Below are 25,424 nucleotides of genomic sequence, written 5' to 3' on the forward strand. Positions count from 1 at the left end.
AAAAGTCCCCGATTTTTGGTTCGGGGACTTGTTTCTATTCTTCAATTAAGTTTAGTACGGGTACGTCGCGTTCGTTGTCGGGGTCTTTTCTGGAATAGATTCTCGCCATTTTTGTGGATTCATCGACGTGTTGTATGATCACGGGCATACCGTCATAGGTCACATTGATCATATCAGCGGATTCAGCTATTTCCTTTGCTCTTCCTACATTCATGCGTTCGGCTCACTCCTCACTCAAAATCTATCTTTAATATTTGTATTTTTTTGGGAAATATTCGTTTTCAAGTGAGATTTCCGGTTATAAAAAATATCCAAAGCAAAAACCCCCTAATCATTGACAGGGGGTCTCACAGACATAAACGTTACATTTTTTCCGGAGCAGAGACGCCAATCAACGCCAATGCGTTCTTTAACGTAATCTGTACGGTCTTCACTAATCCTAGGCGGGCCTTGGTCCGTTCCAGCTGCTCGAGATCAAGCACCTTTTCCGCATTATAAAAACTGTGGAAGGTTGAGGCTAACTCGAAGATATAGTTCGTAATCCGGTGCGGCACACGCTTCACTGCGGCCTCGCCAACTGCAGACGGGAATTCGCCCAATTTTTTCAACAAATCAATTTCTTTTTCAGATGATGCCACCAATGAAAAATCGGCATCAGCCGCAACCGTCACACCCTGTTCCACACCCGAGCGTAAAATACTGCAAATCCGGGCATGGGCATATTGTGCGTAATAAACCGGGTTTTCGTTTGATTCCGACACCGCTAAGTCCAAATCGAAGTCCATATGGGTATCCGAAGAACGCATCGCAAAGAAATAACGCGTCGCATCGAGGCCGACCTCATCGACCAAATCCCGCATTGTGACAGCCTTTCCAGTCCGTTTACTCATCTTCATCTTCTCGCCGTTTTTATAAAGGTGAACCAACTGAATAATTTCAACCTCAAGTGCCTCGCGGTCATAACCGAGCGATTGGATCGCCGCCTTCATTCTTGGGATATAGCCGTGGTGGTCAGCCCCCCAAATATTAATCAATTTTTCAAAGCCGCGTGCAAGCTTGTCCTTGTGGTAGGCGATATCCGGTGTTAAATACGTGTAGGACCCATCCTGCTTAATCAGCACACGGTCCTTATCGTCGCCAAAATCAGTCGAACGCAGCCATGTCGCGCCATCCTGCTCATATACATAGCCGCTTTCACGCAATGCCGCTAAGGCTTCGTCAATTTTTCCATTTTTATAAAGCGAGGTTTCCGAGTACCAGACATCAAAGCCGACGCGGAAATCTTCAAGATCCTTTTTCAACTTCGCCATCTCATATTTCAAGCCATACTCGCGGAAAAATTCAAACCGCTCCTCGGCCGAAACGTTCACATACTTGTCGCCGTACTCCTCCGCCAGCGCCTTCCCGATACCGATAATATCGGCCCCATGGTAGCCGTCCTCCGGCATCTCTTTGTCCATGCCCAGCGCTTGGAAATAACGCGCCTCAACGGACAGTGCCAAATTATTGATCTGATTGCCGGCATCATTAATGTAATATTCGCGGGAAACATCATAGCCCGCCTTCGCTAAAATATTGCACAGCGAATCACCGACCGCCGCACCGCGCGCATGACCAAGGTGCAGGTCACCCGTTGGATTGGCTGATACGAACTCCACCTGAATTTTCTGGCCGCCGCCAACGGTAGTCGAGCCGTACTGATCCCCCGCTTCGAGAATGGTCGGAATTAAGTCCGTTAAGTAGCTATTATTCATATAAAAATTAATGAACCCCGGTCCTGCCAGCTCGATTTTTTCAATCGATGCCTTTGAGCGGTCAAAATGTGCCACTAATTCGTCTGCGATCATCCGCGGTGCCTTCTTCGCTACCCGTGCCAGCTGCATCGCCATATTCGTCGAGTAGTCGCCATGCGCCTTTTCCTTCGGCGTCTCTAAGATAACATCGGGAATCTGCTCCTCCGTTGCGAGCCCAGCCTTCAGCACCGCAGCTCGAATCTCTTCCTTTATTTTACTTTGAACCTGTTCCACTATATTCATTTTTTGTCCTCCTGAAAGCTAATTTCTAAATGGTATGTACCGGCGGGTGAGCCCTGCATCGTGAAATCATAAAGAATATCGATCAGTCCCTCCGAATGCTCGATGCGTTTCGCCATTGTCAACGTTTCAAACGTGCCAAACGGCATCTCATAGCTGCCGCGCAACTTCTTATGTAACTGAAATGGCAGCCGCATTTTCACCGCGCCACCCCGTAATATCAGCGCTTCATCCTGCGCCACCTTCACAATTGTGCGGACAGTCCCTTCCTCATGAGCTTCCTCATACTGCAGGAACGAAGCTTGATCCTTTTGATAGTATCGGCCAAACACCATTAATTCAAAAGTTTCTTCCTCATCTATCGTTGTCTTTACCTTAATTTTCACAGGTATTTCATTATTTGGCAAACGTAACTGCACTTCCTTTTTCTATTTTATCCCGCGTTTAGGTCATGAAACGCTGTTGGTTTTACCGTTTCAACTTACTTTTTCGCTTTTCGGTCAATGTAACGGCTTTTCTTTTACCGTTCGACCCCACTTTTTCGCCTTTCGGTCAATGTAACGGCTTTTCTTTTACCGTTCGACCCCACTTTTTCTCTTTTCGGTCAATGTAACGGCTTTTCTTTTACCGTTCGACCCCACTTTTTCTCTTTTCGGTCAATGTAACGGCTTTTCTTTTACCGTTCGACCCCACTTTTTCTCTTTTCGGTCAATGTAACGGCTTTTCATTTACTTCTAATTCCTTTTCGTGCGGTCAACGCATCACTTTTCCTATTATAAACATAGTTACAATGCAAATCAAAAGATGCCTGCCCCGAAAATGGGACAGGCACCAACCTCATTCATCCTCATGTGAACCTAGTGAAACCTCACCCAGAGCATAGCAACAATTTCATGCTCGAAATACAACAAAGGGTGTCAGGCACCCATTTCCTATTTTACCCAGCCCAACAGCATTTCACGTAGGAGTTTGCTTGCGGTATTGGCTGTTTGTTCGGATGGGTCGTAAATTGGTGCGACTTCGACTAGGTCGCCGCCGACTACGTTTACTTCGGAACGAGCAATCGCATGGATCGATGCTAGCAGCTCTTTCGAAGTGATTCCGCCGCAATCGACCGTGCCTGTTCCTGGTGCATGTGCAGGATCTAGAACATCGATATCGATTGTGACATATACCGGGCGGCCGGCAAGTGTTGGCAGAATTTCCTTTAACGGCTCAAGCACTTCAAATTTGGAAATGTGCATGCCATTTTCCTTTGCCCAGACAAATTCTTCCTTCATTCCGGAACGAATGCCGAAGGAGTAAACATTTTTCGGGCCAATATGCTCCGCAATTTTACGAATCGGAGTCGAGTGCGACAACGGCTCGCCTTCATAATTCTCACGCAAATCAGTATGCGCATCAAAGTGGATAATCGCTAAATCTGGATATTTTTTATAAACAGCCCGCATCACCGGCCATGAAACTAAGTGCTCGCCGCCCATACCAAGCGGAAACTTCCCCGCTGCAAGAATCTGATCAACAAATTCTTCAATTATATCAAGGCTGCGCTGGGCATTCCCAAATGGCAGCGGAATATCGCCGGCATCAAAATATTTAACCTCTTCTAGTTCGCGGTCGAGGTATGCACTGTACTCCTCAAGACCAATCGATACCTCGCGAATTCGGGCCGGACCGAAGCGTGATCCCGGGCGGTAACTCACCGTCCAGTCCATCGGCATCCCGTATAATACAACCTGACTCTCTTCAAAATTCGGGTGGCTCTTAATAAACACATTCCCCGAATAGGCCTCATCAAAACGCATCAAAGCATCCCACACTTTCTCACATGATTCGGTCACCTAGAACCTCTCTACATGACCATTTCCTCTGTTTCCCACGGTCACGTAGAACCTCCCTACATGACCGTTAACTCTGTTTTCCAGCCAATAAAGTCATATAGACTAGACTTACTTCACTAAATCGCCTACAAACTTCGGCAGGACAAACGCTGCTTTGTGAAGTTCTTTCGTATAATATTTTGTTTCAATTTCATGGAACCGATCTTCAGTTACCTCTAATGGATCGTATTTTTTCGAACCAATGGTGAAAGCCCATAGACCGCTTGGATAGGTTGGGATGTTGGCCACGTACAAACGGGTGATTGGGAAAATTTCGCGGACATCGCGCTGTACGTTGCGGATTAAGTCCGCTTTAAACCAAGGGTTGTCAGATTGCGCAACGAAAATGCCATCCTCTTTCAACGCCTTCGAAATGCCTGCATAGAAGCCTTTTGTAAAAAGATTAACCGCTGGGCCAACCGGTTCAGTCGAATCAACCATAATCACATCATACTGATTGTCGCTTTCCGCAATATGCATAAAGCCATCGCCCACTTGAACGTCAACGCGCTCGTCCTCAAGCCAGCCGGCAATTTCCGGTAAAAATTTCTTTGAATACTCGATTACTTTGCCATCAATATCGACAAGGGTAGCTTTCTTCACACTTGGATGCTTTAACACCTCTCGAATGACGCCGCCGTCACCGCCGCCGACAACAAGGACATTTTCAGGGTTTGGGTGCGTGAATAACGGTACATGGGCCACCATTTCATGGTAGACAAACTCATCCTTCACCGACGTCATCACCATATCATCAAGAAGCAGCATATTGCCCCATTCTTCTGTCTCGATCATATCTAGCTTTTGAAATTCTGTTTGCTCTGTATGTAAGGTTTTATTAACTTTCATTGTGATTCCAAAGTTTTCAGTTTGTTTTTCAGTAAACCAAATTGACATGTTCATCTTCCTTTCGTTTTTTAGTCAATTTTTCAGCTTCCGTTTCGAGCGTATCCAGGCTTCGCGAGCATTCGCCGGCCATTTAATTTTATCGTACCCAACCTATTGAATTACAAACAGAAAAAAAAGTCTAGCAAAATTTTTTCATGACGTTTAAAAAGACTCTATTTTTTCAATACTATTACTATCTATTTTTTTAAAATCTGGAAAAACGGGTGGTGAAGATGTTGGAAATCATGACTGATCAAGGGTTTCGGAAGACGGTTAAATATTTGCGCGCGATTATTATCATCAGTTTGATAGGCATGATTTGCATGCTCATTCTCCTCCTTGGCATCCTTGGCTATGCCAAAATTTTAGGGGCGCCGCCGCTTGCCGTTCCGCAATCGACGTTGTTTTTCGCAGACGATGGGACGTTGATTGGTGAGAGTCATAGCGGACAAAAGCGTTATTGGGTCGGACTTAAGGAGATTTCGCCGGATTTAGTGAACGCGACCGTTTCAATTGAGGATAAAAATTTTTTCGATCATCATGGTTTTGATTATAAACGGATTGCCGGTGCTGTCCTGGCCGATATGAAAGCCTTTGCCAAGGTGCAGGGGGCCAGTACCATTACGCAGCAGTATGCACGGAACCTGTTTCTCGAGCACGACAAAACGTGGAAACGGAAGCTGACGGAGGCGTTTTATACGATCCGCCTCGAGATGAACTATACCAAACAGGATATTCTCGAAGGTTATTTAAATACTATTTACTATGGTAACGGTGCCTATGGCGTTGAAGCGGCGAGCCAATATTATTATGGAAAAAAAGCAGCTGACTTAACCCTTGCCGAAGCTAGTATGCTGGCAGGCATTCCGAAGGGGCCGGGCATTTACTCACCGCTTGCGTCGATGGAAAAGGCCAAAACCCGCCAGTCGATTATTTTACAAACGATGGTGAAAAACGGCTATATCAGCAAAAAGGCTGCCCAAACCGCATCCCTTACGCCGCTCACCTTAACGGGCGTCCACACGACCCAAAAGGTGAAGATCGCGCCGTATTTTCAGGATGCGGTAAAAAATGCCCTAAAAAACCAGCTGCATTTAGATGACCGCACGATTGCCCTCGGCGGTTTAAAGGTTTTTACAACACTTAATAGAAAACAGCAGGAAGCCGCTGAAAATCAAGTCAACCGATTTGTCGCCAACTCTTCGGAAATTCAAGTCGGCTTGGTTGCGATGGATCCGAAAAACGGCTATGTACACGCCATGGTCGGCGGCCGGGACTATGAAAAAAGTCCATTTAACCGCGCTGTTCAAGCGATAAGGCAGCCGGGTTCGGCAATCAAACCGCTGTTGTATTACGCTGCACTTGAGCATGGCTTTACCCCGTCATCGACGATGCGCAGCGAGTTTACGACCTTCCATTTCGATAATGGTCAGGCTGACTATACGCCGCATAACTTTAACAATAAGTATGCCGACGGCGAGGTCACCCTTGCCCAGGCACTAGCTGTATCCGATAATATTTTCGCCGTCAAAACGCATTTATTTTTAGGGGAAGAGACGTTAATCGAGACAGCGAAGAAATTTGGCCTTTCCACCAAGATGGCCAAGGTGCCGTCGCTGGCACTCGGAACTTCCGGTGTACGGGTCATTGAAATGGCGGGTGCCTACAGCCTCTTGGCCAACGGCGGAAAACGGGTCAACCCGATCTTGATTACAAAAGTAGAAGACTATAACGGAAATGTTATTTTTGAACGAAAAGATCTGACGGAAAAAGTGCTGGACCCGGCCAAGGCGTTTGTCCTTACGCAAATGTTGACGGGGGTTTTCGATTCCAAACTAAACGGCTATGCCAAGGTAACCGGGAGCACGGTGATCAAGGACATTACCCGTCCATACGCCGGTAAATCGGGCTCTACGGAAACGGACAGCTGGATGATCGGCTACTCGCCGCAACTCGTGACGGCGGTCTGGGCCGGATATGATATGGGAAAACCGCTGGAAGTAACGGCGGAAAAAACGTACGCGAAGAATGTCTGGGCAAACTTTATGGAAGAAGCATTAGAAGGGAAGCCGGTAAAGGCGTTTAAACCACCGAAAGACGGCGTCATCGGCGTTTATGTGAACCCGGTAAATGGCAAGCTGGCAACAAAGGACTGTCCTGTCCGCCGCTTCACTTATTTCGTCGCCGGCACAGAGCCTGCTGAATATTGCACCGATCACTTACACCATTCGGATAAAGCTCCGGCGAAAAAGCACGGGCAGAAAAAAGTACCTTGGTATAAGAAGATTATGCCGTGGGGTCATTAAAATGGAAAAGCTCCGGATCTCTCCGGAGCTTTTCCTGTCCTAGTTTTACAGTGTTTTCACACTGATTATAATACTACCTATTTTTGAAAAAAACTACAAGCAATTCCCCGTTTTATTTTTTTAAAAAAATTTTACCCTACGTAGATAGTGGAATCACTTCTTGGATTTCCCGGTCGGAAGATTGGCAGTTATTCCGAAAGTAATCCCTTTTTCAATTCCTCCGTGGAATTGTTCCATAATGCTTCATTATGACCGCGCAAGAAAGCGGCTAATACCTTTTTCGATGGTGCATCCATTTCATCGACCATAATATGGCGCTTGAGCGACTTATCCATGCGGTTGACGTGCTCCGGCAGTGATTTGTAGCCGCGGCGGATTTCGCGGTCAACCGTCATATAACAAGCCGTCACACCGGCATAATACGGGCCCTCCGGATTGCGGTCAATCGTTACCCACACGAGCCAGTATGGTTTCCCGTTCGGCACCTCTTCTTTAGTTTTCAAAAATTTAATTCCTTTTTCGACGACGCTGCGGGCATGCATCGCCCCGACATCGATTTCAGCTTCTCCGGCTTCGACGTCAATAATGACCGGTGAGACATTATCCAGGCTGAGCGCGCCCTTGCCAAAGCCCTTGTGGCCGTCAGTTGGATCACTTTTTATGATATTAAAACCGAGTTTTTTCTTTTTCTCTTCCATTGGTGGTGCAGGCCTCCTTCTAGAAAAACGTAGTGTTCGCAATGTATTTTTGCGTGATGGGAAAGTATAAATTTAGACTTTGAACATGATCCAGTCCGTTAAAAAAATAAGCGGTTGGTGAAGTGCCCAAGCGTGTCCCATACCCAGGGAATGACGGCTTGGAAAATAGGCTGAATCGTGAAGCGGTCTAATGGTGTAATTACTAAAATAAGAAATATTAAGATACCGTATTGTTCATATTGCGTCATTTTTGCCCGGAGATGATTCGGTGCCAAGTCTTCAAGAATCCGATAACCGTCAAGCGGCGGGAGCGGCAACAGGTTGAAAACAAATAAGACAATGTTAAGACCGATAAAAATATTGAGAAAATCATAAAAATTCTCTGATGCATTCAGTCCGAAACGGGCTAATCCAATAGCAACGCAGAAGCCGATGAAGGCCAACACGAGATTGCTCAGCGGCCCTGCGACGGTGACAAGAATCCCTGCCAGGCGCGGTTTTTTAAAAAAGAAGCGATTAACCGGAACTGGACGGGCCCAGCCAAAGCCGGCGATTAGAATTAAGAGTGTTCCAAACGGATCCAAATGCTTGAGTGGATTTAACGTCAGCCGTCCCTGGTTTTTCGCTGTCATGTCACCGAATTTATAGGCTACGTAGGCATGGGCTAATTCGTGAAATGTAAAAGCGAAGATCAGCGTGATGACTACATAAGGAATCTCCCTGAACGAATAGGCTAGAAATTGTTCCAAACGCGTTTCTCCTTCCATGGAAATACCATGTTCTTTTTCCTATTAGTATACATGAAACTCGTTTGAAAAAGGAAATTTATGAGGCGACAGTAGTTGCACTTTTTCGATAATTGTGGAACACTACTATCAGTTACGTAAAAAGGAGGAATATCCATGCCATATGTTACAGTAAAAATGCTTGAGGGACGCACAGATGAACAAAAGCGGGCGCTAGCGGAGAAAGTCACCGAAGCGGTCAGCGAAACAACAGGCGCACCAAAAGAAAACATCACCGTCTTCATCGAAGAAATGAGCAAAAACCACTACGCCGTTGCCGGCGTCCGTTTCAGCGACAAGTAATATAGTTAAGTTGTTCATGTAATTAAGGGTGTCAGGCACCATGTGGAAAATTCACATGGTTTCTTACACCCTTTTTACGTTTTCCATGTTAGAATCTGATTTCATCTTTAGGCTGGTTAAGCGCGATCTTTTCCAGTTCTAGTTTCATTTTTTCAGTTTCGATCAAATAGTTTTGGTGTTTTAGTTTTTCGAGCTCCAATTCATCTTTTATCATTTCTGCCTTCATTTTTGTTTGCTTTTGGAAATGACTCGTTAAAATGGCGATAATCGGAATTCCAAATATCATAATGACAGATATTACTGGAACGATCATGGCGAAAACCTCCCTTACCTTCTCGATAGACAAATAATAGCAAATTTTCATAAAAATGGATATTAATTCACTAATAATTCCACAATTTAAAAACCGCCTGGGTCTTCTTAACTTCCCAAGCGGCTAATGAATTATTGAATTATTGAATTTTCGCTTTCAAGGTTTCGATATATTGGTAGGCCTCGTCAATTTCTGCTTCTGTATAGCGCTGGCTGCTTTTTAACGTAAATACCTTGTTTACCACTTCCTCTTTAGGAAGATTATCAAAATATAAAACCGTCGAAACCAGTTCGAGGAATCTAGCATTTTGCTCATTCATATCAGTCAAGCAATCAGTCAAAAAGGGCATATCTACTTCGTTCAAGCTGAGAAACTCTTTGCCGGAGTCTGTCAGCGTGTAGCGATATTGAAAATATCCACCCTTTTTTTCCTTCACTTCATTCAGAAATCCCATATTGCACAGCTCTTCCACCCGTGTCGTCAATTCCTCCGAATACGGCCCGTAAAAATGAAACTGGAACCGGTCGTGAAAGGGAAACTCAATCTTCTTCGCAATATATATCATCTTTTGCAGCTTCTTCCTCCCGGTAATCTCACCGGAAACCAGAATCGCCTGCATCAGCTTCGCATGATCTTTTAACAACGCTCGTCATCTCCTACTCCATTGCATTCGGTGTCAGTCACCATTTACAATATTTACACCATTCACAGGTTACAAAGGGTGTCAGGCACCAATACTACTATTTTCACCTGATTTATATCTCTAAAAGGGCACGTATTTGTTGTTTTATTTCTTTTTCGGTTGATTCATCTGCGAGAAAATCAGCCGGATAGTAGAGTTTATGGTCGGTTCTTCTTTTTCCCGATATTGCATCGACAATTTCTGACTCACGTGAGAGCTCACGCAGTTCCCCATTCTTCATTAACAAATGAATCGGCAGCCGTTCCTCTTCCTCGCCTGGACGGTAAAAGTCATATGGCAAATCCGACGATGAATCAACCACCAAATAATAGTTAGGATCGATTCCGGCTTTTTCAAATAACGCCGTCAATTCCGCCAGTTTCTTGTATTCCTTCGCAGGATCAAACTCTGCGTACTTAAAGAGATTCCGATTGACAAAACGCCGGCACAGATCGCTTAAAACGGGATCCGCTTCTTCCTGCCAGCTTTGAAAATAGTATAAAATAACGGATTCATCCAATTTTAAGTAGTCTTCTAATGTCACTTTCTCATGAAACAGCGACGTAAAGTGAATGGGCTCATATTTAAACTGATAGTTCTCTTTAAAAAGCTGCTTCGCTCGGTGAAGAATCTTGCTCAATATCACCTCAGCACTGCGTGAGACAGGATGAAAGTAGACCTGCCAATACATCTGGTAGCGGCTCATAATATAATCTTCCACCGCATGCATCCCGCTCTTTTTGATAACGACCTGGTCTTCCCGGGGCCGCATCACCCGTAAAATACGCTCCATATCAAATTGTCCGTAGCTGACGCCGGTAAAATAAGCATCTCGCTGCAAATAATCCATCCTGTCAGCGTCTATTTGGCTGGAAATCAAGCTGACAACTAACTTTTTCGCTGATGTCTTGGCAATGACTTCGGCAACTTGCGAAGGAAAATCAGTGCTCACCCTTAAGAGGATTTTATTTACTTCGGTATCACCTAAAATAATCGCGCGGGTTAAGTCTTCGTGGTCAAAATCAAATACCTTTTCAAAAGAATGGGAAAACGGGCCGTGCCCAAGATCGTGGAGAAGTGCTGCGCAAAGCGTCAGCAGGCGTTCATCATTATTCCACTCCGGCCTTCCCGCAAACACATCATCGATGATACGGCGGACAATTTCATATACGCCGAGCGAATGATTGAAACGGCTGTGCTCAGCACCATGAAAGGTTAAAAAGGTTGTCCCAAGCTGCTTGATACGGCGCAGACGCTGAAACTCTTTTGTTCCGATTAAATCCCAAATCGCCCGGTCCCGGACATGGACATAGCGGTGGACAGGATCTTTAAACACTTTTTCTTCATTCAACTTTTCCGCCGAATAATGCATGGACTTCCCTCTTCCTTATATTTGCTACTATTATATCCCAATATCACCCATTTTTCAGCAAAATTCCGCAGGAGTTTTCGACAATTTGGGTGCCTGACACCCTTTGCATTATCCATAGGTTAGAAAGGGTGTCAGGCACCATTAACTGCATCTTTAGATTGGAAAAGGTGTCAGGCACCGTTTCCTTTAAAATAAAAAATCACCTAAGTTATCGACGACTGAGGTGATTATTTGATCTTTTTATTTACTTTCTCCATTAATTCCTCTTCCGTTAAGGCGGCGACTGGGCGGTTGTTAACGAAGGCGAAGGTCTTTTTCCGGCCGGGTCCGCAATAGGACTGGCAGCCGATTTTGATTTCGGCATCCGGATCGATTTCTTTCAAACGAGGGATTAATGTCTTTAAATTCACGGCCTGACAATCATCGCAAACGCGAAATTCATTGGACATTATCTACAACCCTTTCTACGGTCAATCTACTATATATACATTATTTTACCCAAGAAGCTTCGAGATAAGCTATGGGAAAATCGACAATTTTAGCTAATCGATAACATTTTAACTCCATAGGTATTTTACAGTTTCTTTTTTCCCATTGCAAGTTGCAATCTTTAGCAACACTTGCCATCCTGCCAAATCTTTTAGTTAAAAAATCTACTATCCTTTTAATCATTTTGGTATAAAGCTTGAAAAACTTGTCCATCCTATGACTAGAGCTTTTACAAAAATCGCCAGAAATATGACTGGCAACGTTAAAGGTATATTATTTTAGGGAGTTGAACCATATGAAAGTACGTCAAGACGCATGGACAGATGAGAATGATCTGCTATTGGCTGAAACGGTGCTTCGCCATGTGAGAGAAGGCAGTACACAGCTGAATGCCTTTGAAGAGGTAGGGGACAAGCTGAACCGAACCTCTGCCGCCTGTGGATTCCGATGGAACGCCGTCGTCCGCCACACCTATGAAAAAGCATTACAATTAGCCAAAAAGCAGCGAAAACAAAGACAAAGAGTGTTAGGGAAGGATCAAGGCGGCAAGAAAAAGCTGCTTTACAATCCACCAGTCACGGCTTCGGAGGAATTCGAAACCATGCCGCAGCTGCAGGTTGACATGCCGCTGGAAACCACAATGGAAATGCCTGATTTATCAGTTGAGGCAGCTCAAGAAACCTATGTGAAGCCGCCAGTCCAAGTCCAGGCCCAAAGCCAGCCGCAAAGCCAAACATACAGAGCTACAGCCGCCAGCGGACTGACCCTTGATGCTGTTATCTCTTACTTACAAAACTTTCATCATTCCAATCTGCAAAATGAAGCATTAAAAAGTGAGAATGAAAGATTGAAGCGGGAGATGGCAGAGTTACGAAAGCAAAATGAGGAAATGTCAGCAAAGATTTCCGGGCTCGAGGAGAATTCCGAAACAATTCAAGAAGATTACGAGACCCTTATGAAAATTATGAACCGCGCCCGCAAGCTTGTACTATTTGAAGAAGAAGAAAGACCTGCTACAAAATTCAAAATGGACCGCAACGGGAACCTTGAAAAGGTAGCAGAGTAAGAAAAGCGGAAGCGCCCTGTTCAGCGGCGTATGGCCTCCTCGAAAAAGCTAACGCTTTTCCTTCGTGCGATGTCTATGCTGCCGTAGCTTTCCTTCTGGAGCACTCCAACTGAGATAAAGGAAACACGAAGAGCCGGAGGCGATTAGATGTTGACTTATCGTAGGGCGGAGAGCGAAGGCGTCTCGCCGCTTGGGCGCTGAAGCTGGACAATTCTCGAAGTAGAAAATTTATTCTTTTTTTAATAAAAGGCATTGGGAGAAGAGACAGGAGCAGCATCTTACTATAGAAAGGCCGCGGACCAAGTAAAAGGTCCGCGGCCTTTTTAGCTAAAAAGGAAAGGGCTACATGCCTGAATGCCTGTAGCTCGCCAATCAGTGAGTTTTCTTTAGCGGCCGGCAATCGTTTCATTCCGGTCAATCACCCGTTGATAATAACCGGGAAATAATCCAAGCTCGTATTCGTTCAGCTGCCCCGCATACAAAAACTCACTATGTGCCTTTAACTGATTTAACAAACGCAGCATGACATCGCCGACGGAAAAAGGTGTCCCGAGCAATTCTGACAGCGAGGCCATCACCTCCGGAACAATGTCCGGGAAGGCAAATTTCGTTTCTTCCCCCTGTTTGGCCCGCTCGTAAAAATGCTTCACAAGTTCGGCCCGTTTCGCACCGCTGCCATTGACACAGAGATAGATCTGGACAGCGACTCCTTTTTTCAGACGGCGCTGCGAGATGCCGGCAAACTTTTTGCCGCCGATGCTCAGATCGTAACTTCCCGGGCAATAAGAGCCCACAATTTCCCGTGCCTCGATTTGCTGCGGGAAATCGGCAAACATCTGTTGGATCAGTTCCCACATAACATCATAGCCGCGGTTGATATCGATTCCTTTTTCAGCCTCGGGGAAAATTAACGAGATATTTAGGACGCCTTCATCAAGGACAACCGCCAACCCGCCGGAATTTCGGACAATCACCTGATACCCCTCTTGCTTTAAAAATTGAATACCTTCCTGCAAAAATGGCAATCTCGTATCCTGGATGCCGAGGACCACCGTATTGTGATGCACCCATGTCCGCGCTGTCGCCGGCGCTTCGCCTGCTCCGACTGCGGCACATAACGTATCATCGGTGCCAAATGATTGTGTTGCCTGAAAATGAATGCCGACAGCAGACTGGTCAATGATCCGCCACTGTGACTGGCGCAGTAAACCTTCCATCTTGAAAACCCCTTAACATTAATACATCCATTTTATCATAAAAAAGGAGCCAGCCCTACACGACGGACCAGCCCCAAAACTTGAAATTATAACCCTTGCGCCGCCGTAATTAACGCGAGCTTGTACACATCTTCTTCGTTACAGCCGCGAGATAGATCGTTCACTGGTGCATTCAACCCTTGCAGGATCGGGCCGACTGCTTCAAAACCGCCTAAACGCTGCGCGATTTTATAGCCAATGTTGCCTGCTTCTAGGCTAGGGAAGATAAACACATTCGCATCCCCTTGCAGGACAGAACCTGGTGCCTTACTTTTGGCCACAGATGGCACAAACGCGGCGTCAAATTGGAATTCCCCGTCTAACACAAGTGAAGCATCGCGGCGTTTCGCCTCAGCCACAGCCTCAACAATTCGTTCTGTCTCAGGAGATTTCGCCGAACCCTTTGTTGAAAAGCTCAGCATCGCAATCCGCGGCTCGATATCAAACATTTCCGCTGTTTTCGCGCTTTCAATCGCAATCTCCGCTAAATCATTGCTATCCGGAGCAATGTTAATCGCACAATCGGCGAACACATATTTTTCATCCTCACGAACCATGATGAACACGCCGGACGTCTTCTTTACGCCTGCTTTTGTTTTAATAATTTGCAGTGCCGGACGAACCGTATCTGCCGTCGAATGCGCTGCACCGCTCACCAAGCCATGTGCTTTTTTCAAGTAAACGAGCATCGTGCCGAAATAGTTTTCATCAAGCAGGATTTTGCGGGCATCCTCTTCGGTTGCCTTCCCTTTGCGGCGCTCGACAAATGCGGCGACCAACTCATCCATGCCTGCATAGGCTGCCGGATCATAGATTTCTGCAGATTCTAAAGAAACGCCAAGCTCTGCCGCTTTTGCCTGCACCTTTTCGATATTGCCAATCAAAATCGGCGTGATTAATTTTTCCGCAGCCAAACGGCCTGCTGCACGGACAATTCGCTCATCCAATCCTTCTGGAAAAACAATTCTCAAATCACGTCCGGAAACTTTCTGCTTTAAACCTTCAAATAAATCACTCACATTAAAATCCTCCCTTAAAAAGAACATCTTCTTCTAGCATACTTTACCAAGGTGAAATTTCAAGCAATGTCCATCACAGACAGCGGTTTCAGTAAGATGTTTTTTTTTTCAAAAAATTACACTCATACTTTTACTATTTACCCTTTTTTGCAAAAATATCCACTTCCCCGCTTTCAAGTGTTTAGAAAGGCGTCCCTTGGTCAAACTATGATATAGTTATGGATGAATGACTATCTAGGAGTGATTATAATGAGTGAAGCAGCACAAACGCTTGATGGCTGGTATTGCCTGCATGATTTCCGTACCGTGGATTGGACTATATGGAAAATGCTTTCTAGCGACGAACGCCAAACCGCCATCCACGAGTTTTTAAGTCTGGTTGAAAAATGGAACCAAACGGGAGAACGCAAAGAAGGCAGCCATGCCTTATATACAATTGTTGGGCAAAAGGCTGATTTTATGATGATGATCCTTCGTCCAACAATGGAAGAGTTAAATGAAATTGAAACCGAATTCAATAAAACAAAGCTTGCAGAATACACCATTCCTGCGCATTCATATGTGTCAGTAGTAGAACTTAGCAACTACCTCCCAGCGGGTGAAGATCCCTATCAAAATCCGCAAATTCTGGCACGCCTTTACCCGGCACTGCCTAAAACAAAGCATGTCTGCTTCTATCCAATGGATAAGCGCCGCCAGGGGAATGATAACTGGTACATGCTGCCGATGGAAGAGCGCCGCAGCATGATGCGCAGCCACGGGATGATTGGCCGTACCTATGCGGGTAAAGTAAAACAAATTATCACCGGCTCCGTCGGCTTCGATGATTACGAATGGGGCGTTACCCTGTTCGCAGACGATGTTCTTCAATTCAAAAAGCTCATTTATGAAATGCGCTTTGATGAAGTGAGTGCGCGCTACGGCGAATTTGGCGCCTTCTTTGTCGGCAATCTTTTAGAAGAAGAACGGGTAGCAAAATTTCTTCACGTATAATTACGAAAAGCGGAAGCGCCCTGGTCAGCGGCGTATGTCCTCCTCGAAAAAGCTCTCATCCGGGAGCTTTTTTTGCTTCCTAAAACTATCTGATCCAAGTCATATTTCCCCCTCTATACTCATACTATTTAAACAGCGAGTCTCAAATTAGCTCCAATTGTCTTAATGAAGAAGAGGTGAGAAAAAACCTTTTTAAACTGTAACCAATCTAGGTGCAATGGAGTATGAATAGAATGTTGGGCCAGTCGTCAATCCCCTATAAAAAAGGGATGGCGCCGTACTGCCAGAAAGTTTCATTCACTTATTTCTAGGAGGGAAAAAGATGAGCCAATACTACAATCCTCAAGGATTTCAGCCTTATACAGGGGCAGCAGGACAACAGGGGGCACAGCCAGTCGCTGGCGGCGGGCAAGGATTTATGCCCACTCAAGGATTTCCGCAATTTCCGCCAGCTGGAGCTGGAACACCGCCACGGCCGCCTGTAAACGGGGGGCAGGTACCGGGCATGCTGCCAATTGAGCAGTCATACATCGAAAACATTTTGCGTTTGAACAAAGGGAAATTAGTCAGCGTATTTGCCACATTTGAAGGCAACACCCAGTGGAATGCCAAGGAATTTAAAGGCATCATTGAAGCAGCAGGAAGAGACCATGTAATCCTCAGCGACCCGCAGGCAGGCACCCGGTTCCTCATCCCGATGGTGGCTGTCGACTACATTACCTTTGCCGAGGAAATCGAATATGAATATCCGTTGGGAAGCGGTCCGTCACTAGGAACTTACCCACCGAGATGAGCAAATATAAGCGGGGCCCCAAAATATAAAGGAGGCCCCGCTTTTTTTATTAAAAATTCTTCACGGCACCGACAATCATGAGCACCCACGCAGCTAAGAAGCAAACCCCGCCAATCGGAGTAATGGCGCCTAAGACGCCAACCTTTGTCAGGCTTAACAAGTACAAGCTGCCGCTGAATATAATGATCCCGGCGAACATTAACCATCCGGACCAGCTAAAAACGGAGCTTGCTCCGACTTTCCCGAGGAGCAGACCGATTATTAAGATCCCGGTTGCGTGGAACATTTGATAGGTAACGCCGGTTTTCCAAATCTCCAAGTAATGAGCGTCAAGCCGGTCCTTTAGTCCGTGTGCACCGAAGGCCCCAAGCGCCACGGCTATAAAGGCATTGATGGCCCCCACAATAATAAATGCTTTCATTAAAAATCCCCCTCCATTTTGCTAGCTTCAGCGCCCATCCCTTCGATTAAAAATCAAATAACGAATCGCCGTTTGCTTCGTCCATCTCTATTTTTTTCGCCTGCGGCATCAATGCCGGCTGCTGAAAAACTTGTTGATTCACCGCTGATTGTTGAAATGCCTGTTGGTTCACTGCCGGCTGCCCGCTGACGCGGTTTGTCATAACAGGAACAGGCTGGGCCACTGGCCGCTCTGCTTTTTCATCTAAAATCAATTCGCATAATATTTTAATAGAGTACACTTTTTCCCGCAAGCTTTCTTGCTTGCTACTCGTTTTCGCCAGCTGCAATTCTTCTTCGATTTTTGCTAATAGTTTCTCGATAGATACATTCACTTCTTACACCTCTGCTAACAGTCTCGTACCTATTTTACATGAGTATCGCCTATTTTACGAAAAAATAACCTTCATCCGGCGTTCGACATGTTTCACGTGAAACAAGCGAAATTTGTCCTTTTTTCCCCATCCTTTCTGAACTTTCGGTAATTATTCATACAATAACGATGGATAACTCGTTATAATACATTTAAAGGAGCGTGCTGATTTGAAAAAAGGATCTCTACCATTATTATTGATAAGCCTATGCGTCCTTGTCATGTCAGGATGTTCGGCGAATCAGGATAAAAAAACACCCACATCATCACCTGAACAGAATGTTGAATTGACGATTTCCGCTGCGGCAAGCTTACAAGATGCATTGACAGAAATTACGGCAAATTTTTCAAAAAAATATCGCCAGATCAAAATCAACTACAATTTCGGTGCTTCCGGGGCATTGCAGCAGCAAATTTCACAAGGTGCACCTGTCGACCTCTTTTTCTCCGCTGCAGAAGATAAGTTTGATCAATTGGTCGCAGATGGCTTAATCGAAAAGGATCAGGGTATTGACCTTGTCGGCAATGAGTTGGTGCTCGTCGTTCCTAAGGATTCTACAAAGGGCATCAAAACGTTCGAAGACCTTCCAAAAGCAGACAAGCTTTCGATCGGTACCCCTGAATCTGTCCCCGCAGGCAATTATGCGAAAGAGACTCTTGGCAGCCTGAAGCTTTGGGGATCAGTTGAGGGGAAAGTTGTTTTTGCGAAGGACGTACGCCAAGTGCTTACATATGTAGAAACCGGGAATGTCGATGCCGGAATGGTCTATAAAACCGATGCGCTAACGTCGAAAAAAGTAGAAATCGCCGCTGCTGCAGACGAAAAGACCCATACCCCCATTGTCTACCCAGTCGGAGTGATCAAGACAAGTAGCCATCCAAAGGAAGCCATGTTATTCTATGACTATCTGCAAACACCAGAAGCAATGAAAGTGTTTGAAAAATACGGATTTAAAGGACTGTAAAAAACAACCATGACAGACCAGTTTTGGGATCCTGTAAAACTATCGCTAGAGATTGCGGTTGTTTCAGGATGCATTGTGTTGCTTTTAGGATTATTTATCGGAAAGTGGATGGCGAAGGCACGATTCAAAGGGAAAGCCGTGCTCGAAACGATTTTCCTTTTACCGTTAGTGCTGCCGCCAACGGTTGTCGGCTTTTTACTGCTGGTGGTCTTTGGAAAGCAGAGTCCAGTCGGGCAATTTATCGAATGGCTCTTCCATCAGCCCGTCATTTTCACCTGGTGGGCGGCGGTGATCGCCGCATTAATTGTCGCCTTCCCTCTTATGTACCAATCGGTTAAGACCGGATTTGAAGGAGTCGATCGGGATGTGGAGGACGCCGCACGGGTTGACGGGGCGAATCGTTTTCAGCTATTTCTATTCGTTTCCATCCCGCTTGCAGGAAAGTCGATTATTTCAGGCGGAATTTTAAGCTTTGCCCGCGCTTTAGGTGAGTTTGGCGCCACATTGATGTTTGCCGGCAATATCCCCGGGAAAACACAAACCATTCCGACAGCCATCTATGTCGCCATTGATTCAGGCAACATGCGGATGGCCTGGTTATGGGTCTTGTGCATGATCAGCATCTCTTTTCTGATGCTTGTCTGCGTTCAGCTCTCGAGGGGGAAAGGTTAAAAAGAAAAGCGGAAGCGCCCTGGTCAGCGGCGTATGGCCTCCTCGAAAAAGCTAACGCTTTTTCTTCGTGCGATGCCTATGCTGCCGAAGCGTTCCTTGTGGAGCGCTCCAACTGAGATAAAGGAAACACGGTGAGCCGGAGGCGAATCGATGTTGACTTATCGTAGGGCGGAGAGCGAAGGACACTAGCCGCTAGGGCGCTGGAGCTAGACATTTCTAAAAGTCGAAACTTATAAATTCTTATAATAAAGAAACCCGTACCAGCAGTTGAGTGGTACGGGTTTACTTTTTTAATAGCCAGCCTAATTCACCCCAAAATCCGCTGATAAAGCGATTTAGCATGGGTTAAATCCTTTGTTCCATGAATGAGCGCGCGGCCGTCTTGAAAAATAACCATCCGCTCCCCGCCGATTTCTACCGACAACAAATATGGATTCCCTTTAACGGCATATCCAAGCCCGTTAAGCTGGCCCGCAAGCTGCTCCAGCGAGATCTGCCCAGCGGTGGATGGGCGGATTTGCACCGTATCGCGGCCGCACAGCACTGTCGTCTTTGTCATATTCTCATGATCTAAATACGGATATGTCCGTTCCTCGCCGCAGGATAAGCAGCCGGCAAACTTTGCTTTCGACATTTTCAAGCTTGTATATTGATTCCGCCACACATCAAAGCTGACAAACGTGGTGCGGACCGCCTCCCAATCCTCAACAAGCATTTTTAGCGCCTCTGCTGTTTGGTGTGCAATCACCATTTGCACAGCAGGCGATATTATTCCGCCGGTATCACAGGTCATTCCTTGAAGCGGGATCGTGCGTAATAGGCAATTTAAGCAAGGTGTTCTTCCAGGAATGATGGAAAAACTCATCCCAAAGCTGCCGACACAGGCACCGTAAATCCAGGGAATCTTGTATTTTTGGGAAATATCATTCATCAACATCCTAGTTTCGAAATTGTCGGTGGCGTCCAGCATTAAATCGACACCGGCCGCAAGCTCCTCCATCATCTCAGGCGTTGCATCGCCGATGATTGCCCGAATTTCAACATCAGCATTAATCGCCCGCAAGCGTTTCTCCGCCGCCGCCGCCTTTGGGAGTTTCTCGGCAACGTCCTCTTCCGTGTAAAGCTGCTGGCGCTGCAGATTACTGGCTTCTACGTAATCGCGATCAACGATGGTAATTTTGCCAACTCCTGCGCGCGTGAGAATTTCGGAACTGCCTGAGCCGAGGGCACCGGCACCAATGATCAGGACGTGCTTTTCCCTCATTTTCGCCTGCCCCTCTTTGCCGATTCCCGGAAAAAGAACTTGCCTTGAATATCGTTCATTCATTTATGTTTGACCCCTTTCGAAAGAAAACCCGCCGGCCGGCGAGCTTTTAGGGTAAGGATTTTTTTTAAAAAGTATCTGCAAGGCACTGCGAGCAATCGAGAGTGCCCGTGACTGTTGTTTTTCTACTCTCGCGGGCACTGTGAACCTCTCTGAGTGCCCGTGTCTGTTGTTTTTCTACTCTCGCGGGCACTGTGAACCTCTTTTTATGACCGTTCGCCCAATTTCCTCGCTCCCACGGGCACAATCACCCGCCGCTGACCGGAGGAATGAAGGCAATTTCGTCGCCGTCGCTGATCACTTCATCATTTGAGGCAAATTCCTCATTAATCGCGGTCATCACGGTTTCTAAGCGCGGCAGGTCATATCTCTCTGCTAACTCGGCCTTCAATTCAGCCACTGTTTTCCCGCTTGCGTCCAATGACAAGGATTCTTCCCCCACGGCATCACGCAAATGAGCAAAAAATAATACTTTATTCATCTAAATCACCTGCCTCAGGCTTGCCGCTTGGATAGGCGACCTTTTCAAGCTGGTCTCCAATCCACGATTCGCCGTCTTCCCAATGCTCCTTCTTCCAGATTGGAACGATTTCCTTAATTCGTTCAATCGCATAGCGGTTCGCTTCATAGGAGTCAGCGCGGTGTGGCGTCGAAACTGCAATCACCACGGCAATATCGGTAATATCTAAACGCCCGACGCGATGGGTAATCGCCACCTTCGAACCGGCCCAGCGCTGTTCAATTTCCGCACCAATCTGCGAAAGTTTTTTCACTGCCATTGCTTCATACGCATCATAGATTAAAAACAAGGTCTTCTTGCCATGCGTTAATTCGCGGACCGTGCCGATGAAGGTGGTAATCGCACCTGCCTCGCGCTGGACCACCTTATCAATCACTGCTTGAATATCGATTGGTTCCTTTGAAATCTCGTAGTACTTCAATTATTTCACCTCATCAGTCAAGCTCTTAGGCTCTGCATTTTCAACCACTTGGTAACCGCCGATTTTTTCAACCTGCTTACGGAAGGCTTCCGACTGAATAATCGCCAAAAGCAGCCTGCCGCTTTCACTTTCGTAAAAATCGCGTGTCATCACTAAGTCATATTCTTCATCGGCGACCGGAACAAAGTCCAAACCCATGGCCTTGGCCGCAGGGTAGATCCCGAGCCCGGCGCTGCACGCATCGCCGTTCACTTCTGCCGCTACGGCTAAGTGGGAGAACATTTCCCGATCATAGCCGGTAATCCCCTCCGGCACCAGGGCCGCCTCTTGCAACAGCAAATCAAACAGGATTCGCGTTCCTGCTCCTTTTTGACGGTTGACGAAGTTCGCCCCCGCCCGGACCAGGTCAGTCACGCCAGCGATTTCCAGGGGATTGCCTTTTGGCAGGATCCAGCCTTGCTTCCTTTTTAAAAAGGGATAAAGGATCACGTCTTTTCCCGCTAACATTTTCTTTACGTATGAAACATTATATTGCTTTGTACTTGGGTCCAGCAAATGGATCCCCGCTACATGGGCCTCGCCTTTCCTAATTGCCATGATGCCGGCCATGCTGCCGACGTGGGAGGAGACGATTTTCATGTCGGTCCGTGCGCGTTTCAGCTCCGAAAATAATAGGTCAATCGTTAAATCGTGGCTGCCGCAAAAGACGATTGCCTGTTTGATTTCCTCCAGCGGGCGCAGCAGTTCGACTTCTGCTGTATCTCCCTGCTCATAGCCGATTACACTTGGCGGTACGATTAACAGGCCGTCTGCCCTGACATAGGACATCGTGACCCCGGCCGCCCTTGTCAGCGGGTTGGCGACAAATTGTCCATTCACCCAGCCGATATTCATTCGCACAAAGTCTTCGGCACCCATTGATGAGACAATGCGGCGGCCAAGTTTCACCTGAACCGTCTGTCTTTGCGGTTCAGGAATCCCCAAGTATTGACATACTAACGGACGGACAAACCATTCCATCGCCAAATAGGCGGAAACCGGGTACCCCGGAACACCAACGACCATTTTTCCGTTTATTTTTCCTAAAACGGTTGGTTTCCCTGGCCGTGCGGCGACCCCATGAGTATAAACCTCGCCGATTTCTGCGATGATGTGGACCGTGAAGTCCTTCCTGCCTGCCGATGAGCCGGCATTGATGACAATAATATCCGAGGTTTCGGCGGCTTCCAGCAGCGCCGCTTTAATCTTTTCCGGTTCGTCCTTCACAATCGGATGGAGCTTCGGCTCACCGCCCCATTCCTTGATAAAACCGGAAAACACCGTACCATTAAATTCAATGATGTTTCCGGAAGACAGCTCCGCATTTGCTTCGACAAGCTCATTACCTGTCGGGATAATTGTCACCACCGGTCTTTTGACAACCGGAACCACGAGCTGCTGTGCGGCGAGCAGCACGCCTAAATCCGCCGGACGCAGCGTATGTCCTTGAGGGAAGAGCATTTCCTCTTGGACGATATCCTCGCCAATCGGCCGGATATGCTGCCAAGGGGTGGCCGGCTCAATGATTTCAATCGTATCGTCATCCACCATATGTACATGTTCAATCATAATCACGGCGTTGAATGGGGAGGGAATGGCATTCCCCGTATCAACAAAACAAAACTCCGTGCCTTTTTTGAGAAAAAGCGGATTTTGCTCATGCGCCTTGTAGGTGCTTTCAGCGATCACGGCAATTCCGTCCATTGCTGAGGCGTGGTAATGCGGCATCGAGACGCGTGCAAAGATCGGTTCAGCGGTCACACGTCCCAGTGCTTCAACGGCTGAAAGATACTCGATTTCAGGAGTTAGCTCAGAGGCTGCCAGTATTTCTTCACGTGCTTCCGCTCGGGGTTTGTCCTCTAAATAAATTTTTCGCTTATATTGTGTATGTTCCATAACTCTCGGCGCCCCCTTACCTTGATGGAATCACAGGCACCCATTCACCCTGTGAAACTCCTTCTTTTTCTGAACTAATCTCAACCATGCCATCGCTTTTTACCAGTGTGGTAATTAAGCCGGATTTTCCGATAATCGGCTCGGCCCACCATTCGCCCTCGATTTCAAACAGCCGGACGCGGATATAATCCGCTCGTCCCATGGAAGAAGGAATATTTTTTGTGATTTTTGCAAAAATCCGCTCTGGTTTGCGCTCAAGCTTTTCACCCTTCAGCTTTCGCAGAATCCGCTCGCCGAACAGTTTGAAAATAATCATCGCACTTGCCGGATGTCCTGGAAGGCCGATGACAGGCTTGCCGTTTGCCATGGCGAGAATCGTAGGTTTCCCCGGCTTAATTGAAATACCATGCACAAAAACCCCCGGCTCCCCTAAGGACTGAATCACATCTGTTGTGTAATCCTTCGCCCCGACAGAGCTGCCGCCGGAAAGGATTAAACAATCGACCTGTTCATAGAGCTCGGCAGCTTTTTGGCGAAATTCCTCAAAATCATCGCGGACAATCCCGCCGTATATCACTTCCACATTCCATTCATTTGCAAGTCCGGCAATCGTTAAATAGTTGATGTCGCGAATTTGCCCTTCTTGGAGAGTTTCCGTTTGATACGGAACGATTTCATCCCCGGACGAGAGGTACCCGACCTTCAATTTGCGGTAGACGGGCACCTCGGCAATCCCTAACGAGGCGAGTGCTCCTAATTCCTGCGGCCTCAGCTTCGTCCCGGCCTCAAGGAGGGTTTCCCCTTCCTTAATATCTTCTCCCTTGCTGATCACATTTTCCCCAGGCGCAATTTGTTTATAGGTATTTAGCAAGCCGTCTAATTCCTCGCAATGTTCAATCATGATGACACTGTCACTGCCCTTTGGCATCATCCCGCCCGTAGGCACGTAAACGGCCGTTCCGTGACCCGCTTCGACCGCTGGGACTTCACCCATTTTTACTTCTCCAACAACGTTTAAGAAGCCTGGCATGGATTCAGAGGAACCATACGTATCCTTCGCACGGACGGCATACCCGTCCACAGTTGAGCGATCAAAACTTGGCACATTTTCCTTTGCCTCCACAGGAGCCGCTAAAATAAAATGTAAGGCATCACCAAGTTCCTTAACCACTGTTTGTTCGATTGCCGGTATGTTTTCCTCGATTAAGGCAAATGTTTCTTCAACTGTTTTTACTTTGAAAAATCGCATGGCTCCCATTTCCCCCTTGTAAAATCAATCTGCCTCTGCCCACTTTTTCGCATCTTCATATTCATTTGGGTGATTCATATTGAAAAAGACCCGTTCGAGATCAAGATGGCTGTAAGACTGCAGCTCTGTTTCTGTTACGTATCGGACATTTAGTTGATCTAGTAAATGTTTCATTCGCAGCCGGCCAGCCTCAATACAGACAAGGGCTTCTGCTGCCGCATTTTTGTGAAAAACAGCAAATAACGGGTGCTGCTTTCCATTGATGACAGGAACGACGGCATCATAATGGCCGCAGCTGGTGACAAGCACCTCGGCAAGCTCCGTGGAAACAAATGGCATATCACAGGCAACAATCACATTCACATCGTAGTCGGATGCAAGCAGACCGGCATGCACACCTGCAAGCGGCCCCATCCCCGGATACTGGTCGGCCACCATTTTGAGTCCTAAAAATTCATATTGTTCAGAATCATTCGTTACTAGAATTATATCATCAAAGAGGAGTTTTAGCTTGTCTGCCATACTTTCAATAGTGGTTTTCTCATTAATTTTTAGCAGCGCCTTATTTGTGCCCATCCGGCTTGATTTTCCGCCTGCTAAAATAATCGCTGCAGCTTTCATGTTTTTAAC

28 protein-coding genes are annotated in these 25,424 nt (G+C 46.6%); 7 read left to right on the forward strand and 21 right to left on the reverse strand.

Annotation, left to right across the window (positions count from 1 at the left end):
- Nucleotides 1–34: 34 nt before the first annotated feature.
- The 5 genes from FAY30_RS25155 to speE all read right to left on the reverse strand — a co-directional run bounded on the left by FAY30_RS25155 (nucleotide 35) and on the right by speE (nucleotide 4,810).
- A complete protein-coding gene (locus tag FAY30_RS25155) occupies nucleotides 35–214 on the reverse strand; it encodes an H-type small acid-soluble spore protein (RefSeq protein WP_149872409.1) in 180 nt (59 codons plus the stop codon).
- Nucleotides 215–362: 148 nt separating this feature from the next.
- Nucleotides 363–2,036: an arginine--tRNA ligase gene (gene argS, locus FAY30_RS25160; RefSeq protein ID WP_149872410.1), complete on the reverse strand. Its 1,674-nt coding sequence runs from the start codon at nucleotides 2,034–2,036 to the stop codon at nucleotides 363–365.
- On the reverse strand, nucleotides 2,033–2,440 hold the full coding sequence (locus FAY30_RS25165; protein WP_223820849.1) for a YwiB family protein: 408 nt from the start codon (nucleotides 2,438–2,440) through the stop codon (nucleotides 2,033–2,035). The genes argS and FAY30_RS25165 overlap by 4 nt, the downstream gene beginning before the upstream one ends.
- Nucleotides 2,441–2,965: 525 nt before the next feature.
- Entirely contained in the window at nucleotides 2,966–3,838 is an 873-nt protein-coding gene (gene speB / locus FAY30_RS25170; protein WP_149872870.1) for an agmatinase, read from the reverse strand.
- Nucleotides 3,839–3,982: 144 nt separating this feature from the next.
- Complete coding sequence (gene speE / locus FAY30_RS25175; RefSeq protein ID WP_149872411.1) at nucleotides 3,983–4,810, reverse strand: spermidine synthase; 828 nt, start codon at nucleotides 4,808–4,810, stop codon at nucleotides 3,983–3,985.
- A 227-nt stretch (nucleotides 4,811–5,037) separates the two neighbouring features.
- Between speE and FAY30_RS25180 the strand changes: the two genes are divergently transcribed.
- Nucleotides 5,038–7,107: a transglycosylase domain-containing protein gene (locus FAY30_RS25180; protein WP_149872871.1), complete on the forward strand. Its 2,070-nt coding sequence runs from the start codon at nucleotides 5,038–5,040 to the stop codon at nucleotides 7,105–7,107.
- Nucleotides 7,108–7,295: 188 nt separating this feature from the next.
- Here FAY30_RS25180 and FAY30_RS25185 read toward each other — a convergent pair whose 3' ends face one another.
- Nucleotides 7,296–7,805 carry a YwhD family protein gene (locus FAY30_RS25185; RefSeq protein ID WP_149872412.1) on the reverse strand — a complete coding sequence of 170 codons (510 nt, stop codon included), beginning with the start codon at nucleotides 7,803–7,805 and terminating at the stop codon, nucleotides 7,296–7,298.
- 98 nt (nucleotides 7,806–7,903) lie between these two features.
- Complete coding sequence (locus FAY30_RS25190; RefSeq protein ID WP_149872413.1) at nucleotides 7,904–8,554, reverse strand: site-2 protease family protein; 651 nt, start codon at nucleotides 8,552–8,554, stop codon at nucleotides 7,904–7,906.
- 153 nt (nucleotides 8,555–8,707) lie between these two features.
- On the opposite strand from FAY30_RS25190, the gene FAY30_RS25195 reads away from it, so the two are divergent.
- Entirely contained in the window at nucleotides 8,708–8,893 is a 186-nt protein-coding gene (locus tag FAY30_RS25195) for a 2-hydroxymuconate tautomerase (RefSeq protein WP_149872414.1), read from the forward strand.
- An 88-nt stretch (nucleotides 8,894–8,981) separates the two neighbouring features.
- On the opposite strand, the gene FAY30_RS25200 is transcribed toward FAY30_RS25195, so the two are convergent.
- From FAY30_RS25200 to FAY30_RS25215, 4 genes are all read right to left on the reverse strand, one after another.
- A complete protein-coding gene (locus FAY30_RS25200) occupies nucleotides 8,982–9,206 on the reverse strand; it encodes a hypothetical protein (protein ID WP_149872415.1) in 225 nt (74 codons plus the stop codon).
- A gap of 139 nt (nucleotides 9,207–9,345) precedes the next feature.
- Nucleotides 9,346–9,849 carry a YwgA family protein gene (locus FAY30_RS25205; protein WP_149872416.1) on the reverse strand — a complete coding sequence of 168 codons (504 nt, stop codon included), beginning with the start codon at nucleotides 9,847–9,849 and terminating at the stop codon, nucleotides 9,346–9,348.
- 112 nt (nucleotides 9,850–9,961) lie between these two features.
- Complete coding sequence (locus FAY30_RS25210) at nucleotides 9,962–11,260, reverse strand: HD domain-containing protein (RefSeq protein WP_149872417.1); 1,299 nt, start codon at nucleotides 11,258–11,260, stop codon at nucleotides 9,962–9,964.
- Between the two features lie 227 nt (nucleotides 11,261–11,487).
- On the reverse strand, nucleotides 11,488–11,709 hold the full coding sequence (locus tag FAY30_RS25215) for a YuzB family protein (protein ID WP_007087472.1): 222 nt from the start codon (nucleotides 11,707–11,709) through the stop codon (nucleotides 11,488–11,490).
- Between the two features lie 335 nt (nucleotides 11,710–12,044).
- Between FAY30_RS25215 and FAY30_RS25225 the strand changes: the two genes are divergently transcribed.
- Nucleotides 12,045–12,815 (forward strand): RsfA family transcriptional regulator, encoded by a 771-nt coding sequence (locus FAY30_RS25225; protein ID WP_149872419.1) that lies wholly within the window; start codon nucleotides 12,045–12,047, stop codon nucleotides 12,813–12,815.
- A gap of 386 nt (nucleotides 12,816–13,201) precedes the next feature.
- Here the strand turns inward: FAY30_RS25225 and FAY30_RS25230 are convergent, their stop codons facing one another.
- Together FAY30_RS25230 and pta are read right to left on the reverse strand one after the other, a co-directional pair.
- Nucleotides 13,202–14,032 carry an octanoyl-[GcvH]:protein N-octanoyltransferase gene (locus tag FAY30_RS25230; RefSeq protein ID WP_149872420.1) on the reverse strand — a complete coding sequence of 277 codons (831 nt, stop codon included), beginning with the start codon at nucleotides 14,030–14,032 and terminating at the stop codon, nucleotides 13,202–13,204.
- 86 nt (nucleotides 14,033–14,118) lie between these two features.
- Nucleotides 14,119–15,090 (reverse strand): phosphate acetyltransferase, encoded by a 972-nt coding sequence (gene pta / locus FAY30_RS25235; RefSeq protein WP_149872421.1) that lies wholly within the window; start codon nucleotides 15,088–15,090, stop codon nucleotides 14,119–14,121.
- A gap of 249 nt (nucleotides 15,091–15,339) precedes the next feature.
- Between pta and hemQ the strand changes: the two genes are divergently transcribed.
- Nucleotides 15,340–16,083, forward strand: coding sequence for a hydrogen peroxide-dependent heme synthase (gene hemQ / locus FAY30_RS25240; protein WP_149872422.1), 744 nt, complete (start codon nucleotides 15,340–15,342; stop codon nucleotides 16,081–16,083).
- Between the two features lie 322 nt (nucleotides 16,084–16,405).
- The gene (gene gerQ / locus FAY30_RS25245) at nucleotides 16,406–16,876 is read left to right on the forward strand and encodes a spore coat protein GerQ (protein ID WP_149872423.1); all 471 of its coding nucleotides are present in this window, start codon (nucleotides 16,406–16,408) and stop codon (nucleotides 16,874–16,876) included.
- A gap of 49 nt (nucleotides 16,877–16,925) precedes the next feature.
- Here the strand turns inward: gerQ and FAY30_RS25250 are convergent, their stop codons facing one another.
- Nucleotides 16,926–17,297, reverse strand: a complete 372-nt coding sequence (locus FAY30_RS25250; RefSeq protein WP_149872424.1) for a DUF423 domain-containing protein — start codon at nucleotides 17,295–17,297, stop codon at nucleotides 16,926–16,928.
- Between the two features lie 46 nt (nucleotides 17,298–17,343).
- Nucleotides 17,344–17,670: a YwdI family protein gene (locus FAY30_RS25255; RefSeq protein WP_149872425.1), complete on the reverse strand. Its 327-nt coding sequence runs from the start codon at nucleotides 17,668–17,670 to the stop codon at nucleotides 17,344–17,346.
- Nucleotides 17,671–17,929: 259 nt separating this feature from the next.
- Here FAY30_RS25255 and modA point away from each other — a divergent pair, with 259 nt between their 5' ends.
- Together modA and modB are read left to right on the forward strand one after the other, a co-directional pair.
- Nucleotides 17,930–18,673 (forward strand): molybdate ABC transporter substrate-binding protein, encoded by a 744-nt coding sequence (modA, locus tag FAY30_RS25260; protein WP_149872872.1) that lies wholly within the window; start codon nucleotides 17,930–17,932, stop codon nucleotides 18,671–18,673.
- A gap of 9 nt (nucleotides 18,674–18,682) precedes the next feature.
- Complete coding sequence (modB, locus tag FAY30_RS25265; protein WP_149872426.1) at nucleotides 18,683–19,345, forward strand: molybdate ABC transporter permease subunit; 663 nt, start codon at nucleotides 18,683–18,685, stop codon at nucleotides 19,343–19,345.
- A 307-nt stretch (nucleotides 19,346–19,652) separates the two neighbouring features.
- On the opposite strand, the gene FAY30_RS25270 is transcribed toward modB, so the two are convergent.
- The 6 genes from FAY30_RS25270 to FAY30_RS25295 form a co-directional block, all read right to left on the reverse strand.
- The gene (locus FAY30_RS25270) at nucleotides 19,653–20,672 is read right to left on the reverse strand and encodes a thiazole biosynthesis adenylyltransferase ThiF (RefSeq protein ID WP_149872427.1); all 1,020 of its coding nucleotides are present in this window, start codon (nucleotides 20,670–20,672) and stop codon (nucleotides 19,653–19,655) included.
- A 244-nt stretch (nucleotides 20,673–20,916) separates the two neighbouring features.
- A complete protein-coding gene (gene moaD / locus FAY30_RS25275; RefSeq protein WP_149872428.1) occupies nucleotides 20,917–21,150 on the reverse strand; it encodes a molybdopterin converting factor subunit 1 in 234 nt (77 codons plus the stop codon).
- Nucleotides 21,143–21,610 (reverse strand): molybdenum cofactor biosynthesis protein MoaE, encoded by a 468-nt coding sequence (locus FAY30_RS25280; RefSeq protein ID WP_149872429.1) that lies wholly within the window; start codon nucleotides 21,608–21,610, stop codon nucleotides 21,143–21,145. The genes moaD and FAY30_RS25280 overlap by 8 nt, the downstream gene beginning before the upstream one ends.
- Nucleotides 21,611–23,545, reverse strand: coding sequence for a molybdopterin biosynthesis protein (locus FAY30_RS25285; RefSeq protein WP_149872430.1), 1,935 nt, complete (start codon nucleotides 23,543–23,545; stop codon nucleotides 21,611–21,613). It abuts the gene before it with no gap.
- A gap of 16 nt (nucleotides 23,546–23,561) precedes the next feature.
- Nucleotides 23,562–24,794, reverse strand: a complete 1,233-nt coding sequence (gene glp / locus FAY30_RS25290; RefSeq protein WP_149872431.1) for a molybdopterin molybdotransferase MoeA — start codon at nucleotides 24,792–24,794, stop codon at nucleotides 23,562–23,564.
- Nucleotides 24,795–24,818: 24 nt separating this feature from the next.
- Nucleotides 24,819–25,415 (reverse strand): molybdenum cofactor guanylyltransferase, encoded by a 597-nt coding sequence (locus tag FAY30_RS25295; protein WP_149872432.1) that lies wholly within the window; start codon nucleotides 25,413–25,415, stop codon nucleotides 24,819–24,821.
- Nucleotides 25,416–25,424 lie beyond the last annotated feature (9 nt).

It is taken from the genome of Bacillus sp. S3 (genome assembly GCF_005154805.1).
Taxonomy (GTDB): Bacteria; Bacillota; Bacilli; order Bacillales; family Cytobacillaceae; genus Neobacillus.